The organism is Tepidimonas taiwanensis (assembly GCF_020162115.1).
GTDB classification, from domain to species: Bacteria; Pseudomonadota; Gammaproteobacteria; order Burkholderiales; family Burkholderiaceae_C; genus Tepidimonas; species Tepidimonas taiwanensis.
Genome location: NZ_CP083911.1, coordinates 783,621 through 800,093 on the forward strand (window position 1 = coordinate 783,621; position 16,473 = coordinate 800,093).

The 16,473-nt window shown below is 66.8% G+C and carries 11 protein-coding genes; all 11 read left to right on the forward strand.

Annotated elements, in window-relative coordinates; all coding sequences use genetic code 11:
* Positions 1-74: 74 nt before the first annotated feature.
* The 11 genes from LCC91_RS03670 to LCC91_RS03720 all read left to right on the forward strand — a co-directional run bounded on the left by LCC91_RS03670 (position 75) and on the right by LCC91_RS03720 (position 16,471).
* Positions 75-863 carry an enoyl-CoA hydratase gene (locus LCC91_RS03670; protein WP_043699907.1) on the forward strand — a complete coding sequence of 263 codons (789 nt, stop codon included), beginning with the start codon at positions 75-77 and terminating at the stop codon, positions 861-863.
* A gap of 185 nt (positions 864-1,048) precedes the next feature.
* A complete protein-coding gene (locus LCC91_RS03675) occupies positions 1,049-2,386 on the forward strand; it encodes a mechanosensitive ion channel family protein (RefSeq protein ID WP_043699909.1) in 1,338 nt (445 codons plus the stop codon).
* Positions 2,387-2,752: 366 nt separating this feature from the next.
* Entirely contained in the window at positions 2,753-3,502 is a 750-nt protein-coding gene (locus LCC91_RS03680; RefSeq protein WP_043699912.1) for an electron transfer flavoprotein subunit beta/FixA family protein, read from the forward strand.
* Between the two features lie 17 nt (positions 3,503-3,519).
* The gene (locus tag LCC91_RS03685) at positions 3,520-4,461 is read left to right on the forward strand and encodes an electron transfer flavoprotein subunit alpha/FixB family protein (protein ID WP_043699915.1); all 942 of its coding nucleotides are present in this window, start codon (positions 3,520-3,522) and stop codon (positions 4,459-4,461) included.
* A 60-nt stretch (positions 4,462-4,521) separates the two neighbouring features.
* Positions 4,522-6,312: an acyl-CoA dehydrogenase gene (locus LCC91_RS03690; protein WP_043699917.1), complete on the forward strand. Its 1,791-nt coding sequence runs from the start codon at positions 4,522-4,524 to the stop codon at positions 6,310-6,312.
* A gap of 13 nt (positions 6,313-6,325) precedes the next feature.
* Positions 6,326-7,285: an NAD(P)H-dependent flavin oxidoreductase gene (locus tag LCC91_RS03695; protein ID WP_043699919.1), complete on the forward strand. Its 960-nt coding sequence runs from the start codon at positions 6,326-6,328 to the stop codon at positions 7,283-7,285.
* A 170-nt stretch (positions 7,286-7,455) separates the two neighbouring features.
* Positions 7,456-10,992 carry a helicase-related protein gene (locus LCC91_RS03700; protein ID WP_143897927.1) on the forward strand — a complete coding sequence of 1,179 codons (3,537 nt, stop codon included), beginning with the start codon at positions 7,456-7,458 and terminating at the stop codon, positions 10,990-10,992.
* Positions 10,993-11,194: 202 nt separating this feature from the next.
* Entirely contained in the window at positions 11,195-11,812 is a 618-nt protein-coding gene (locus LCC91_RS03705; protein ID WP_043699923.1) for an NYN domain-containing protein, read from the forward strand.
* An 18-nt stretch (positions 11,813-11,830) separates the two neighbouring features.
* Complete coding sequence (locus LCC91_RS03710) at positions 11,831-14,704, forward strand: DUF1156 domain-containing protein (protein ID WP_143897925.1); 2,874 nt, start codon at positions 11,831-11,833, stop codon at positions 14,702-14,704.
* A gap of 10 nt (positions 14,705-14,714) precedes the next feature.
* Positions 14,715-15,887: an AAA family ATPase gene (locus LCC91_RS03715; protein WP_043699929.1), complete on the forward strand. Its 1,173-nt coding sequence runs from the start codon at positions 14,715-14,717 to the stop codon at positions 15,885-15,887.
* An 8-nt stretch (positions 15,888-15,895) separates the two neighbouring features.
* On the forward strand, positions 15,896-16,471 hold the full coding sequence (locus LCC91_RS03720) for a DUF4276 family protein (protein ID WP_224441010.1): 576 nt from the start codon (positions 15,896-15,898) through the stop codon (positions 16,469-16,471).
* Positions 16,472-16,473: the final 2 nt, after the last annotated feature.

The window sequence follows — 16,473 nt, forward strand, 5'->3', positions numbered from 1 at the left end:
CGAAGAGGACCGTCCCGACGGTTCATCAATCCCGGTGCCAAACAGCGCCATGCCCCCGGAGAGGAGACAACCCGATGAGCGAAGAACCGATCCTGCTGCACACAAGGGACGCGCGCGGCGTGCACACGCTGACGCTCAACACCCCCAAGGCCTTCAACGCGCTGAGCGAGGCGATGCTCGAGGCCCTCTCGGCCCGGCTCGACGAAATCGCCGCCGACGAGGGCGCGCGCGTGCTCGTCATCGCCGCGGCCGGCAAGGCCTTTTGTGCCGGCCACAACCTCAAGGAGATGCGCGCCAACCCGCGGCTCGAGTACTACCAGCAGCTCTTTGCCCGCTGCTCGCGCATGATGCTGCAGATTCAGCGCCTGCCGGTGCCGGTGATCGCGCGCGTGCAGGGATTGGCGACGGCGGCCGGCTGTCAGCTGGTGGCGCAGTGCGACCTGGCGGTGGCGGCGCAGGAGGCGCGTTTCGGCGTCAATGGCATCGACGTCGGGCTGTTCTGCGCGACGCCCAGCGTGCCGCTGGTGCGCAACGTGCCGGCCAAGGTGGCGATGGAAATGCTGCTGACCGGCGAGTTCATCAGCGCGGAGGAGGCGCGGCTGCGCGGGTTGGTCAACCGCGTCGTACCGGCCGAGGCGCTGGACGCCGAGGTGGAGCGGCTGGTGGCCGCGATCCTGACGAAACCGCGCGAGGCCATCGCGATGGGCAAGGCCGTGTTCTACCAGCACCGCGAAACCGGCATCGAGGCAGCCTACCAGCTCGCCGGCCAAACGATGGCCTGCAATATGATGCACGAGATCGCGCAGGAGGGCGTGCAGGCCTTCATCGAGAAGCGTGTGCCGGCGTGGCGGGTGTCCGCTTGACGGCGACGGCGCGCGCAGACCGCTTGCTGCGGTCCCGGCGCGCTTCGATCCCGATCGCGGTGAGCCTGTTGCGGCCATAGCGGTTCCACCTGTCACGCTTTCGCGGACGAGCTTCGTCCGCCCGATTCGTCACCGTCTTCGACGCAACCACCGTCGACTCAACCACCACCGAACCATCGTCGTTCATGACCCGATCCGCTGCACCCGCCCCCATCGACGACCTCGGCGCCTGGCTGAATGCTTTCTGGCAGCCCGGAGCCCTGATTGAGCTGGCCGCGCTGGCCGCCTGCGTGGGGCTGGCGTGGGCCATCGTGCGGGGGCTGCAGCGGGCGTTCAACCCGGACGCCGAACGCTCCATCTGGTTCGGTCGCCGGGGCGTCGACGGCGTGCTGTTCCCGCTGCTGCTGCTGGTGCTGGCGTACGGCGCGCGGGCACTGACGGTGCTGTGGGTGCCGGTGGCGGTGTGGCGCGTGGCTATTCCTGCGCTGCTGGCGCTGGTGGCCATTCGTGTCGGCGTCAAAGTGCTGGAAGTGGCATTTCGAGGGGCGGCGTGGCTGCGCCCGGTGGAGCGTACCGTCTCGTGGTTTGCGTGGCTGGCCGCGGTGGGGTGGATCACTGGGCTGCTGCCGGTGGTGCTTGCCGAGCTGGACCAGATCACGTGGAAACTGGGTGGCACGACGCTGTCGGTGCGCACGCTGATCGAGGGGCTGCTGAGCGCCGGCGCGGTGCTGATCGTCGCGCTGTGGATCTCGTCGGCGATCGAGGCGCGGCTGTTGCGCGACGCGACCGGCGAGTCGCTGTCGCTGCGCAAGGCCGCGAGCAACGCAGCGCGCGCGCTGCTGCTCTTCGTCGGGCTGATGCTGGCGCTGTCGGCGGTCGGCATCGACCTGACGGCGCTGTCGGTGCTCGGCGGCGCGATCGGCGTAGGCATCGGCTTCGGGCTGCAGAAGCTCGCCGCCAACTACGTCAGCGGATTCGTCATCCTGACCGAGCGCAGCATGCGCATCGGCGACATGGTGCGGCTCGACACCTTCGAGGGGGTCGTCGCCGACATCAAGGCGCGCTACACCGTGATCCGCTCGGTCAGCGGGCGCGAGTCGATCGTGCCCAACGAGCTGCTCATCACGCAGCGGGTGGAGAACCTGTCGCTGTCCGATCCCAAGGTGTGGCAGTCTACCGTCGTGGGTGTGGCGTATGACAGCGACGTGGCACTGGTGCAGCGCCTGCTGGTGCAGGCCGCGCTGGAGCAGCCGCGTGTGCTGCGCGACCCGGGCCCGCTGGCGGCGTTGTCGGCATTCGGTGCTGATGGTTTGGAATTCACACTCGGCTACTGGATCGCGGACCCGGAAAACGGCCAACTCGGCCTGCGCTCGGCGATCAACCTGCGCATCCTGGAGCTGTTCCGCGAGCACGGGGTGGAAATTCCGTACCCGCAGCGCGTGCTGCACGTCAAGGGGACGCCGCCGCTGCCGGACGCTGTCCCATCCGGGGAGCGACGGGAGAGTCCTTCCCCTGCAAGATAGGCATCTCTGGCGGAAGACAGGTGGGGCACGCGCCGGAACGCCGGTGGGCGCAACCAGCCGTGAAAAGAGGCGAACAATGACCGTTGCGGGTGTGTCCGCGCGCCACTCGGCAGCGGTCGGTGCGGGGGGCTCGGTGCAGGGCTCGGTGCAGGGGCTCGGTGCAGGGGCTCGGTGCAGGGGCTCGGTGCAGGGGCTCGGTGCAGGGGCTCGGTGCAGGGGCTTGTGAGGCGCAACGCAGCCCCCTATAATCCGAAAAAACGAACGGTCGTTCGTTTTTGCGAGGGTTGGCCCTCGTACAATGCGCTCAGTTGACGTTGACGTAAACGGAAGGTCAGCGTCACCGCCTCACCACCCACAGGAGCCAGCATGAAGATTCTCGTCCCCGTCAAGCGCGTGGTCGACTACAACGTCAAGGTCCGGGTCAAGGCCGACGGCAGCGGCGTCGACATCGCCAACGTCAAGATGAGCATGAACCCCTTCGACGAAATCGCCGTCGAAGAGGCCGTGCGCCTGAAGGAAAAAGGCGTTGCCACCGAGGTCGTGGCCGTCTCCTGCGGGGTCACCCAGTGCCAGGAGACGCTGCGCACCGCGATGGCGATCGGGGCGGACCGCGCGATCCTGGTCGAGACCGACGAGGAGCTGCAGCCGCTGGCCGTGGCCAAGCTGCTCAAGGCGCTGGTCGAGAAGGAAAACCCCAGCCTCGTCATCCTCGGCAAGCAGGCGATCGACGACGACGCCAACCAGACGGGTCAGATGCTCGCCGCGCTGCTCGACTGGCCGCAGGCGACCTTTGCGTCCAAGGTCGAGGTGCAGGGTGACGCGGTCGAAGTCACGCGCGAAGTCGATGGCGGGCTGGAAACCCTCAAGCTCACGCTGCCGGCCATCGTCACGACCGACCTGCGGCTGAACGAGCCGCGCTACGTGACGCTGCCCAACATCATGAAGGCGAAGAAGAAGCCGCTCGACACCGTCAAGCCGGCCGATCTGGGGGTGGACGTCACGCCGCGCCTCAAGACCCTGAAAGTGGCCGAGCCGCCCAAGCGCAGCGCCGGCATCAAGGTGCCGGACGTCGCCACGCTGGTGGACAAGCTCAAGAACGAAGCCAAGGTCATCTGAGGAAAGGACGCGCTGCCATGACCATTCTCGTCATTGCCGAACACGACAACGCCACCCTCAAGGGGGCGACGCTCAACACCGTGGGCGCGGCACTCAAGCTCCAGGCCGCCGGTGCCGGCGACATCCACGTGCTGGTGGCCGGGCACGAGGCGGGCGGTGCGGCGCAGGCCGCGGCGCAGATCGCCGGGGTGGCCAAGGTGCTGCACGCGGACGGCCCCGCGCTGGCGCACGGCCTCGCGGAAAACGTCGCGGCGCAGGTGCTCGCGATCGCGTCGGGCTACAGCCACATCCTCTTCCCGGCCACGGCCAGCGGCCGCAACGTCGCGCCGCGCGTGGCCGCCAAGCTCGACGTCGCGCAGCTGAGCGACATCACCGCCGTGGTGGACGCGCACACGTTCGAGCGCCCGATCTACGCAGGCAACGCCATCGCCACCGTGCAAAGCGGCGATGCGCAGCACGTCATCACCGTGCGCACCACCGCGTTCGACGCGGCGGGCAGCGGCGGGGCCGCGCCGGTCGAGTCGATCCCCGCCGTGGCCGACAGCGGCAAGAGTGCCTTCGTCAAGAGCGAGCTGGCCAAGAGCGACCGGCCCGAGCTGACGGCGGCCAAGATCATCGTCTCCGGCGGCCGTGCGCTGGGCAGCGCCGAGCAGTTCAACGCCGTCATCACACCGCTGGCGGACAAGCTGGGCGCGGCCATCGGCGCGAGCCGCGCCGCCGTGGACGCCGGCTACGCCCCCAACGACTGGCAGGTCGGCCAGACCGGCAAGATCGTCGCGCCGCAGCTCTACGTGGCCGTGGGCATCAGCGGGGCCATCCAGCACCTGGCTGGGATGAAGGACTCCAAGGTCATCGTTGCGATCAACAAAGACCCCGAGGCGCCGATCTTCAGCGTCGCGGACTACGGGTTGGAGGCCGACCTCTTCCAGGCGGTGCCGGAACTGGTCAAGGCGCTCTGATCGCCACCGTACCCCAGGGCATCCACCGCGATGCCCTTTTTTTGCCCCAAGGAGAATCCCATGAGCTTCAAGGCCCCCGTCAAGGACATGCTCTTTGCGATGGAGCACCTGGCGCAGCTGGACCAGATCGCGCAGATCCCCGGCTTTGAAGAAGCCAACCTGGAAACCGCACAGGCCGTGCTGGAGGAGTGCGCGCGCCTGAACGAAGAAGTCATCGCGCCGTTGAACTGGGAGGGCGACAAAAACCCGTCCTGGTGGCAGGACGGCGAGGTGCGCACGACCCCCGGCTTTGCCGAGGCGTTCCGCCAGTACGCCCAGGGCGGCTGGCAGGGCCTGCAACACCCCACCGACTTTGGCGGGCAGGGGCTGCCCAAGACGATCGGCGCGGCCTGCACCGAAATCCTCAACGCGGCCAACCTCAGCTTTGCGCTGTGCCCGCTGCTGACCGACGGGGCCATCGAGGCGCTGCTGACTGCGGGCAGCGACAAGCAAAAGCGCCTGTACATCCCGCCGATGATCGAGGGCCGCTGGACCGGCACGATGAACCTGACCGAACCGCAGGCGGGCTCCGACCTGTCGCTGGTGCGCACGCGCGCCGAGCCGCAGCCCGACGGCACCTACAAGATCTTCGGCACCAAGATCTTCATCACCTACGGCGAGCACGACATGGCCGAGAACATCGTGCACCTCGTGCTCGCGCGCGTGACCGGCGCGCCGGAAGGGGTCAAGGGCATCAGCCTCTTCATCGTGCCCAAGTTCCTCGTCAACCCGGACGGCAGCCTCGGCGCGCGCAACGACGTGCGCTGTGTGAGCATCGAGCACAAGCTCGGCATCAAGGCCAGCCCCACCTGCGTGCTGCAGTACGGGGATGCGGGTGGCGCGATCGGCTACCTTGTCGGTGAGGAAAACCGCGGCCTCGAGTACATGTTCATCATGATGAACGCGGCGCGCTACGCGGTCGGGCTGCAGGGCATCGCGCTGTCCGAACGCGCCTACCAGAAGGCCGTGCAGTACGCGCGCGACCGCGTGCAAAGCCGCCCGGTCGATGGCAGCGTTGCCGGAGCCGCCCCCATCATCCACCACCCGGACGTGCGGCGCATGCTGCTGACGATGCGCGCGCTCACCGAAGGCTGCCGCGCGATGGCGACCGTTGCCGCGGCGGCGTACGACGCCGCGCACCACCACCCGGACGCCGAGGTGCGCCGCCAGAACCAGGCCTTCTACGAGTTCATGGTGCCGCTGGTCAAGGGCTACAGCACCGAAATCAGCCACGAGGTCACGAGCCTGGGCGTGCAGGTGCACGGTGGCATGGGCTTCGTCGAGGAAACGGGCGCGGCGCAGTACTACCGCGACGCCAAGATCCTGACCATCTACGAGGGCACCACCGCGATCCAGGCCAACGACCTGGTGGGCCGCAAGACCGTGCGCGACGGCGGCGCGACGGCCCGGGCGGTGGCCGCGCAGATCCGCGCGACCGAAGCGGCGCTCTCCGCCAGCGGGTCGGAGGCCGCCCGCGCGGTGCAGGCGCGCCTGCAGGCCGCGCGCGAGGCGTACGAGCAGGTGGTGGACTTCATCGTCGCGCAGGGCAAGGCCAACCCGGTGGCCGCGTACGCCGGCAGCGTCCCGTACCTGATGCTCGCGGGCAACCTGATGGCCGGCTGGCAGATGGCGCGCGCGCTGCTCGCCGCCGAGCGCGAATTGGCCGCCGGGCGCGATGCCGCGTTCATGCGGGCCAAGATCGCGACCGCCCGCTTCTACGCCGACCACATCCTGACCCGCTGCGCGGGTTGGCGCGACAGCATCATCGGTGGCCACGCCGCGGTCGCCGAGATGCCCCTGGATGCTTATTGAGGAGACCCGCCCGATGTCCCGTTTGCCCGCAATCCTGCAGCGTGTGCCGTTTCCCGTGATCGGCTCGCCGCTGTTCATCATCAGCAACCCCAAGCTCGTCATCGAGCAGTGCAAGGCCGGCATCGTCGGCGCGATGCCCGCGCTCAACGCGCGTCCCGCGTCGCAGCTCGACGAATGGCTGGCCGAAATTACCGAGGCGCTCGACGCCCACAACCGCGCACACCCGGATCAGCCCGCCGCGCCCTTTGCCATCAACCAGATCGTGCACAAGAGCAACGACCGGCTCGAGCACGACATGGCCCTGTGCGAAAAGTACAAGGTGCCCATCATCATCACCAGCCTGGGCGCGCGCGAGGACGTCAACCAGGCCGTGCACGGCTGGGGCGGTGTCGTGCTGCACGACATCATCAACAACACCTTCGCGCACAAGGCCATCGAAAAGGGGGCCGACGGCCTGATCGCCGTGGCCGCCGGGGCCGGGGGGCATGCGGGCACCAAGAGCCCGTTCGCGCTGATCCAGGAAATCCGCCAGTGGTTCGATGGTCCGCTGGCGCTCTCCGGATCGATGGCCACCGGCGCCGCGGTGCTCGCCGCCCAGGCGATGGGGGCGGACTTCGCCTACATCGGCTCGCTCTTCATCGCCACGCACGAGGCGCGCGCCAGCGACGCGTACAAGCAGTGCATCGTCGAGTGCAACTCGGACGACATCGTCTACACCAACCTGTTCACCGGCGTGCACGGCAATTACCTCAAGCCCTCGATCCGCGCGGCAGGGCTGGACCCGGACAACCTGCCCGAGAGCGACCCGAGCAAGATGAACTTCGCGTCGGCCGGCGCCAAGGCGTGGAAGGACATCTGGGGCTGCGGGCAGGGCATCGGCGTAGTCGACGCCGTGCGCCCGGCGGCCGAGGTGGTCGCGCGCCTCAAGCGCGAGTACGCCGAGGCGCGGGCGCGGTTGTGTGCGGGCCACTGACCGCTCGGTCGCCGTCTGTCTGAGCCTGAGCCCACGTGTCCCGGTAATTGGGTTCACTTCCATCGAGCCGCCCCCTGGGCGGCTTTTTCGTTGTGGCGCGCTACACTCGAACGCGGTCATGAAATCGCGACCAGACAGAACAGAGCGGACCATCGAGGGAGACGGTTTTCGTGCTGAAGCTCGAACAAATCCAAAAGAACGCGAGCATCTCGGGGCTGGAGCCCGGGCAGGTCGTGCGCATCGTCACGACCGAGCCGGTCGGCGACGACGCCCTGACCGTCTACTACAAGACCGCCGACGGCACGCTGCGCGAGCGGATGCTGTTCCGCAGCGACGAGGCCCGGCTGTCGCTCGCCGAGGCCGGTCGTCCCTGGGCCTTCGATGCACCGGGCGAGGCGTTCAAGCTCGCCACAGAGGCTTACCGCATCCATCTCGCCCACCTGTTCGATCCGATGATGGCGGTGCACACGTCGAACGTGGAGCCGCTGCCGCACCAGATCACCGCGGTCTACGAATCGATGCTGCCGCGCCAGCCGTTGCGCTTCGTGCTGGCCGACGATCCCGGCGCTGGCAAGACCATCATGGCGGGGCTCTACATCCGCGAGCTGCTGATGCGCGCCGACGCCAAGCGCGTGCTCATCGTCGCGCCCGGCAGCCTGGTCGAGCAGTGGCAGGACGAAATGTACGAGAAGTTCGGCCTGTCGTTCACGCTGTTTTCGCGCGAGCAGGTCGAGCAGTCGCGCAGTGGCAACCCCTTCGACGACCACGACTTGCTGGTCGCCCGTGTCGATCAACTGGCCCGCGCCGACGACCTGCAAGAAAAGCTGCGCCTGTCGCGCTGGGACCTGGTGGTCGTCGACGAAGCGCACAAACTCTCGGCCAGCTACTTTGGCAACAAAGTCAACAAGACCAAGCGCTTTCAGCTCGGCGAGCTGCTCGGGTCGATCACCCGGCACTTCCTGTTGATGACGGCCACGCCGCACAACGGCAAAGAGGAGGACTTCCAGCTCTTCCTGTCGCTCTTGGACGCCGATCGCTTCTACGGCAAGTTCCGCGACGGCGCGCACAAGGTCGACGTCTCCGACCTCATGCGGCGCATGGTCAAGGAGGAGCTGCTCAAGTTCGACGGCACCCCGCTGTTCCCTGAGCGCCGGGCCTACACCGTCAACTACAAACTCTCCGACCTCGAAGCCGCCCTGTACGCGGCCGTCACCGACTACGTCAAGGAGCAGTTCAACAAGGCCGACCAGCTCGCCGACAGCGGCCGCAAAGGCACCGTGGGCTTTGCGCTGACGGCACTACAGCGCCGACTCGCCTCCAGCCCCGAGGCCATCTACCAGTCGCTCAAGCGCCGGCGCAACAAGCTCAAGCGCCGTGTCGAGGAAGAAAAGCTGGGCCAGCGCGGCAAGGCCCTGGCCGAAACGCTGGCGGGCCCCGGCACCAACGGCGTGCCTGATGACATCTGGGAGTCGGCCGACGCGCTCTCCCCCGATGACTACGAAAACTTCGAGCAAACCCTCGTCGACCAGGCCACCGCCGCGCAGACGATCCAGGAGCTCGAAGCCGAAATCCTGATCCTCGAGAGCCTGGAGGAGCAGGCCCGGCAGGTGGTGCATTCGGGTCAGGACCGCAAGTGGGACGAACTCTCCCGCCTGCTGCAAGACACGCCGGAAATGCGCGACGCCGAGGGGCGGCAGCGCAAGCTCATCATCTTCACCGAGCACCGCGACACGCTCAACTACCTGGCCGAGAAGATTCGTGGACTGATCGGCAGCATGGATGCCGTGGTCATGATCCACGGCGGCATCAAGCGCGAAGAGCGCCGCAAGGTGCAGGAGCTGTTCCGCAACGACCCCGCGGTGCGCGTGCTCATCGCCACCGACGCGGCCGGCGAAGGCGTGAACCTGCAAAACGCCAACCTGATGGTCAACTACGACCTGCCCTGGAACCCCAACCGCATCGAGCAGCGCTTCGGCCGCATCCACCGCATCGGACAGACCGAGGTTTGCCACCTGTGGAACATGGTGGCGGCCGAAACGCGCGAAGGCGACGTTTTCCAGCGCCTGTTCGACAAGCTGGAGGTGGAGCGCAAGGCGCTGGGCGGCCGTGTGTTCGACATCCTGGGCGAAGTCTTCGAGGACAAGCCCCTCAAAGACCTGCTGATCGAGGCCATCCGCTACGGCGCCGATCCCGAGGTCCGCGCCCGCCTGCTGCGCAAGGTCGAGGGCGCGCTCGACACCCAGCACCTGCGGGAGATCCTGCAGCGCAACGCGCTGTGCGAAGAGGTGATGGACGAAAAGCGCCTCTTTGCCGTGAAGGAGGAGATGGAAAAAGCCGAGGCCCGCAAGCTGCAGCCCTACTTCATCCGCTCGTTCTTCAGCCAGGCCTTCCAGCGACTCGGCGGCGAGCTGCGCCCGCGTGAGCCCGGGCGCTACGAAATCACCCACGTTCCGGCGATCATCCGCGAGCGCGACCGGCAAATCACCGGCCGCGACCGGCGGTATACCGAGCCAGTTCTGCGCCGCTACGAGCGCGTCTGCTTCGAGAAGCAACACGTGCGCCTGATGGATCGCGTCGGCGCACCGATGGCGAGCCTGCTGCACCCCGGCCATCCGCTGATGCAGTCGGTGACCGACCTGGTGCTGGAGGCCCACCGCAACAAGCTCAAGCAAGGCGCGGTGCTGGTGAACCCCGCCGACATGGGCCTGACGCCGCGGGTGTGCTTCATCATTGACCACGCCGTCAAGGAAGGCGCGGACCCGACACGCATCGTCTCGCGCCGCATGCAGTTCGTCGAGATCGACCCGCAGGGCAACGCCATCAACGCCGGCTGGGCCCCGCACCTCGACCTGGAGCCGCTGACACCGGCCGACAGGGCGCTGATCGAGGATGTGCTCGCCGCCCCCTGGATCACCCAGGATCTGGAGCGGGTGGCGCTCGCGCACGCCTCCACGCACCTCGTGCCCGAGCACTTCGACGAGGTGCGCACCCGCCGCGAAGCGATGGTGGACAAGACCCTCGCCGCCGTGCACGAACGGCTGGTCAAGGAGATCAACTTCTGGTCCGACCGCTACATCAAGCTGCAGGACGACATCGCTGCCGGCAAGGACGTGCGCCTGACGCTGGAAAACGTGCGCCGCACCATCGACGACCTGACCGCCCGCCGCGAGACGCGCGAGAAGGAGCTCTTGGCCATGCGCCACGTGGTGTCGGCCACACCGGTCGTGCTGGGTGGCGCGCTCGTGATTCCGGCGGGCCTGTTGCTGCAGCGCAAAGGCCAGCCCGGCTGGTCGGCCGATGCCGATGCGCGCAGCCGCATCGAGCGCATCGCCATGCAGGCGGTCATCGAGGCCGAACGGGCCCTGGGGCATGAGGTGATCGACGTCTCGACGCAAAAGTGCGGCTGGGACGTCACCAGCCTGCCCCCGGCCCGCGACGGGCGGCTGCCGCCCTCGCGCCACATCGAGGTCAAAGGCCGCGCCAAGGGCCAGACCACCATCACGGTGACGCGCAACGAAATCCTCTACGCCCTCAACCAGGCCGACAAGTTTCTGCTGGCCGTCGTGCTCGTGGACGGTGAGCGGTACGAGGGCCCCTTCTATGTGCGACAGCCCTTCACCCAAGAGCCCGACTGGGCGGTCACCAGCATCAACCTCGACTTGGGCCAGTTGCTGGCCAAGGCCGTCGCGCCGGAGGCGTCGCTGTGAGCCCGGTTCGTGCCCAGAAAGAGAAACGCCCTCACGGGGAGGGCGTCGGGCCAAGGCTGCTCACCTTGGCGGGGCTAGAAGCAACCCCACAAAGAGAAACGCCCCTTGCGGGGCGTCGGGCCGGAGATGCTATCTCCGGGGGGGTTAGTGCGATTAATTATACCACTATCAAGCCGTATGGCAACCGGCTGGAGGGTTGTCTGTGAACCGCGTTGCCGCCTATATCGACGGTTTCAACCTCTATTTTGGGTTGAAGCAGGCCCGTTACAAGCGTTACTACTGGCTCGACGTGGCTGCGCTGGCGCGTTCGTTGCTCAAGCCGGGCCAGCACTTGGTGGCGACACACTACTTCACTGCGCGCATCCGCGACAACGGCCACAACACGGCCGACCAGAAAAGGCAGCACATCTATCTGGAGGCCCTGGCATTGCACGGCGTGCAGTGTCAATTCGGTCACTATCTCGAGAAAACGCGCCATTGCCGCGCGTGCCATGCCACTTGGCCGGATTACGAAGAAAAAATGACGGATGTGAACATCGCGATCCAGCTTCTCAGCGATGCCTTTGATGATGCCTTCGACACGGCTCTCGTTGTCTCCGGCGACAGCGACCTGACGACGCCCATTCGCCGCGTGCGTGAGCGCTTCCCGACCAAGCGGGTCATCGTCGCCTTTCCGCCGCATCGACACTCCAAAGCCCTCAAGCAAAGCGCTCACGGCCACCTGGCCATCAGCGAGAACAAACTGCGCGCCAGTCAACTGCCCGAACACCTCACCAAGCCCGACGGCTACGTGCTCACCCGCCCCGCGAGCTGGCGCTGAAAGCAAAACAGAAAACACATGACCCCGATCAAAACCCCCAAAAAACTCATCGAAGTGGCGCTGCCGCTCGACGCCATCAACACGGCAGCGGCGCGCGAAAAATCCATCCGCCACGGCCACCCCTCCACGCTGCACCTGTGGTGGGCGCGCCGTCCCTTGGCCGCGGCGCGCGCGGTGATCTTTGCCCAAATGGTCAACGACCCGGGCTATGAGCGCCACCTCGGCCGCGGGGTGAACAAGGAAAAGGCCGCGCTGGAACGCGAGCGTCTGTTCAAGCTCATCGAAGAGCTGGTCCAGTGGGAAAACACCAACAACGAAGAAGTGCTCGAGCGCGCCCGCGCGGAAATCTGGAAGAGCTGGCGCGAAACCTGCGCCCTCAACAAAAACCACCCGCAGGCGGCCGAACTGTTCGACCCCGACAAACTCCCCGCCTTCCACGACCCCTTTGCCGGCGGCGGCGCGCTGCCGCTCGAAGCCCAGCGCCTGGGGCTGGAGAGCTACGCCTCGGACCTGAACCCCGTCGCGGTGACCATCAACAAGGCGATGATCGAAATCCCGCCGCGCTTTGCCGGCCGCGCGCCGGTGGGGCCGCTGCCGCCGGGTGAGCGGCAGGCCCGGCTGCACGAGGACTGGCGCGGCGCGCGCGGGCTGGCCGAAGACGTGCGCCGCTACGGCGTGTGGATGCGCGCTGAAGCCGAAAAGCGCATCGGGCACCTGTACCCGACCGTGACCATCACCGCCGAACTCGCCGCCGAGCGGCCGGACCTGCAGCCGCTCGTGGGGCAAAAGCTCACCGTCATCGCCTGGCTGTGGGCGCGCACGGTCAAAAGCCCCAACCCGGCCTTCAGCCACGTGGAGGTGCCGCTCGCCTCCACCTTCGTGCTCTCGAGCAAGGCCGGCAAGGAGGCCTATGTGGAGCCGGTGGTGGAGGGCGACCGCTACCGCTTCACCGTGAGGATCGGCAAACCCACCGAGGCGGCCAAGGCGGGCACGGCGGCGGGCAAGCGCGGCGGGTTCTACTGCCTGCTCTCGGGCTCGCCCATCGACTACAAATACATCCGCAGCGAGGGACAGGCGGGGCGCATGGGCGCACGGCTGATGGCCATCGTCGCCGAAGGCCCGCGCGGGCGCATCTACCTGCCGCCGATCCCCGAACACGAAGCCATCGCCCGCCAGGCCGAGCCGACGTGGAGGCCGGACCACGCGCTTCCCGTCAATCCGCGCGATTTCAAGACGCCGAACTACGGGCTCGGACGTTTCAGCGACCTCTTCACCCCCCGCCAGTTGGTGGCGCTGACCACCTTTTCCGATCTGGTGGGCGAGGCGATCGAGCGCTGCCGCCAAGACGCGCTGGCCGCGGGCATGCCCGACGACGGCGTGGGCCTGGACGCCGGCGGCACCGGCGCTACCGCCTACGCCCAGGCGGTGGGGGTGTATTTGGCGTTTGCAGTGGACTATGCGGCTAACTACTGGTCGGTGATTGCGACGCCTGCGGATGGATTCATCCGCGGCACTTTCGCGCGTCAAGCCCTGCCTATGACTTGGGACTACGCCGAGGCACCGCCGTTCGGAAACACAAGCGGTAATTGGATGGGCGGAATCGAATGGGCTGCGAAGGCAATGGATGGCTTTCCCGTCTCTGGATCTGGCGTAAGTGCGCAAGCCGATGCAGCCGCTCAATCAATTTCCGCAGGAAAGGTCGTTTCCACTGACCCGCCCTACTACGACAATATCGGCTACGCCGACCTGTCCGACTTCTTCTACGTCTGGCTGCGCCGATCGCTCCGGCCCGTCTTCCCGGACCTGTTCGCCACGCTGGCCGTGCCCAAGGCCGAGGAACTGGTCGCCACCCCATACCGCCACGGCAGCCGAGAAAAGGCCGAAGCCTTCTTTCTCGACGGCATGCGCCGAGCGCTCAAAAACTTGGCCGAGCAGGCGCACCCGGCCTTTCCGGTGACCATCTACTACGCCTTCAAGCAAAGCGAAACCGAGAGTGAAGAAGGCACCGCCAGCACCGGCTGGGAGACCTTTTTGCAGGCGGTGCTCGACGCGGGCTTCGCCATCACCGGCACCTGGCCGATGCGCACGGAACGCGGTGCGCGCTCGATTGGCATCGGCACCAACGCCCTGGCCTCCAGCATCGTGCTGGTCTGCCGCCAACGCCCCGCCGACGCGCCCACCGTCTCGCGCCGCGAGTTTCTGCGCGAACTCAATGCCGTGCTGCCCGAGGCGCTCGACGAGATGACCCGCGGCGGCGTGCACTCGCCGGTGGCGCCGGTGGATCTCTCCCAGGCCATCATCGGCCCCGGCATGGCGATCTTCAGCCAGTACGCCGCGGTGCTCGAGGCCGACGGCACGCCCATGCGCGTGAAGACCGCCTTGCAGCTCATCAACCGGTATCTCGCCGAAGACGACTTCGACGCCGACACGCAGTTTTGCCTGCACTGGTTCGAGCAGCACGGCTGGAGCGCGGGCAAGTACGGCGAGGCCGACGTGCTGGCCCGCGCCAAGGGCACGGCGGTGGATGCGTTGGTGGCCGCCGGGGTGGTGGAAGCGGCTCGCGGCAGCGTGCGTCTTTTGAAGTGGCGCGAGCTGCCCGCCGACTGGTCGCCGGAAACCGACACCCGCACGCCGATCTGGGAGGCGCTGCACCACCTGATCCGCGCGCTCAACACCGAGGGGGAATCGGCCGCCGGCCGCCTGCTCGCGCGCATGCCAACGCGCGCGGAAGCCATGCGCGCGCTCACCTACCGCCTCTACACCCTGTGCGAACGCCAGGGCTGGGCCGAGGATGCACGCGCTTACAACGAGCTCGTCACGGCCTGGAGCGCCATCGAACAGGCGGCGGGCGACGCCGGTATGGTCGGCGTGCAGGGACAATTGGGGCTTTGAGGGGCGTGCCATGCAGATCGAGTCGATCGAGATCGAGAACTACCGGGCGTTTCGTCGCATCCGGCTGGACCACATGCCGCGGCTGGTGGCCTTGGTCGGTGCGAACGGCACCGGCAAGAGCACGCTGTTCGACGTCTTTTCCTTCCTCAAGGATGCCTTGGCGTTCAACGTGGGCAAGGCGGTGGCGCGTCGCGGTGGGATGCGCGAGTTGCGCAGCCGCGGTCAGACGGGGCCGATCCGGCTGGAGATCAAGTTCCGCGAGTCGGGCGGTCGTCTGGCCACGTATGAGCTCGCCTTCGACGAGGACCGCGGCCGCGTGGTGATCGAGCGTGAGGTGCTGAAGTTTCGCCGCGGCCAGCGGGGCAAACCGTGGCACTTCGTCGACTTTTCGCGTGGCCGGGGGACGGCGATCACCAACGAAGAGCAGTATGGACGCGAGGGGATCGCGGAGCAGCGTGCGGAGTATGCCTTGGATGAGCCCGATGTGTTGGCGATCAAGGGCTTGGGCCAGTTCAAGGATTTTCGTGTGGTGGCGGAGTTTCGCAACCTGATCGAGCACTGGCAGGTTTCCGATTTTCACATTGCCGACGCCCGGCCTTCGACCGAAGAGGGCTACGCGGAACACCTCTCGACCCGGGGCGACAACCTCGCACAGGTGGCGCAGTACCTCTACACCTACCACCCCGACCGTTTTCAGGCGATCCTGGACGCGATGAAGCGGCGTGTGCCGGGAGTCAGCCAGATCGAGGCCAAACCCACCGAGGATGGGCGGTTGGTGTTGCGCTTTCAGGATGGCAGCTTCCAGGATCCGTTCATCGCGCGCTTTGTGTCGGACGGCACCATCAAGATGTTTGCCTACCTGGTGCTGCTCCATGACCCGAAGCCTTTTCCGCTGCTCGCCGTGGAAGAGCCGGAAAACCAGCTCTACCCCGACCTCTTGTCCGAGCTGGCCGAGGAGTTTCGCGCCTATGCCGAACGCGGTGGGCAGGTGTTCGTCTCCACGCATTCGCCGGACTTTCTCAATGCGCTGAAGCTGGAGGAGATCTACTGCCTGCGCAAAGAGGGGGGCTATACCGTGGTGACCCACGCCAGCGACTCGGAGAACCTGCGCGCTTTGGTCGAGGCGGGGGACTTGCCGGGCTATCTCTGGAAGCAGGGGTTGTTCGAGGGGGTGAATCGATGAGCGGGAGGGTGATCTTTCTGCTCGAAGAGCCTTCGATGAAGACGTTTCTGCTGGAGTTTTTGCCCCGCCTCATTCCAGGCTGGCAGCATGAGCGGGATTTTTTGCTCCTGGCGCATGAAGGCAAGTCGGATCTGGAAGCCAGCATTGCGCGCAAGCTCAAGGCCTGGCGCGAACCGCAAGTGCGCTTTGTGATCGTGCGCGACAATGACAACGCCGACTGTCTGGCACTCAAGCGGCGTTTGCTCGCGCTGGCATCGGGTAGTGGGCGAGAGGTGCTCGTTCGCTTGGTGTGTCAGGAGCTGGAAGCGTGGTACCTGGCTGATACACAAACTTTGAGCAAGGTGTATCCAGACTGCGCCGCAGCCATTCGACGTCTGGGCAAACGTTTCCCCAACCCTGATGCCTGTCCCAAGCCGAGCGCGAGTTTGAAACAGGCCATTGCGTGTTTTCAAAAGACCGACGCCGCCCGGCGCATGGGTAAGGCTTTACCGGTGCAAACCGCGCGCTCGGCCAGCTTGCAGGCTTTCGTGACGGGGCTCGAGCGTTTAGTGGGCAAAGATACGGCGTCCCAACGGGGGGTGTGAGG

What these genes read in the sequence shown, in the direction of transcription:
- LCC91_RS03670 (WP_043699907.1), top strand. Translation starts at nt 75, where the DNA reads ATGAGCGAAGAACCGATCCTGCTGCACACAAGGGACGCGCGCGGCGTG.
- LCC91_RS03675 (WP_043699909.1), top strand. Translation starts at nt 1,049, where the DNA reads ATGACCCGATCCGCTGCACCCGCCCCCATCGACGACCTCGGCGCCTGG.
- LCC91_RS03680 (WP_043699912.1), top strand. Translation starts at nt 2,753, where the DNA reads ATGAAGATTCTCGTCCCCGTCAAGCGCGTGGTCGACTACAACGTCAAG.
- LCC91_RS03685 (WP_043699915.1), top strand. Translation starts at nt 3,520, where the DNA reads ATGACCATTCTCGTCATTGCCGAACACGACAACGCCACCCTCAAGGGG.
- LCC91_RS03690 (WP_043699917.1), top strand. Translation starts at nt 4,522, where the DNA reads ATGAGCTTCAAGGCCCCCGTCAAGGACATGCTCTTTGCGATGGAGCAC.
- LCC91_RS03695 (WP_043699919.1), top strand. Translation starts at nt 6,326, where the DNA reads ATGTCCCGTTTGCCCGCAATCCTGCAGCGTGTGCCGTTTCCCGTGATC.
- LCC91_RS03710 (WP_143897925.1), top strand. Translation starts at nt 11,831, where the DNA reads ATGACCCCGATCAAAACCCCCAAAAAACTCATCGAAGTGGCGCTGCCG.
- LCC91_RS03715 (WP_043699929.1), top strand. Translation starts at nt 14,715, where the DNA reads ATGCAGATCGAGTCGATCGAGATCGAGAACTACCGGGCGTTTCGTCGC.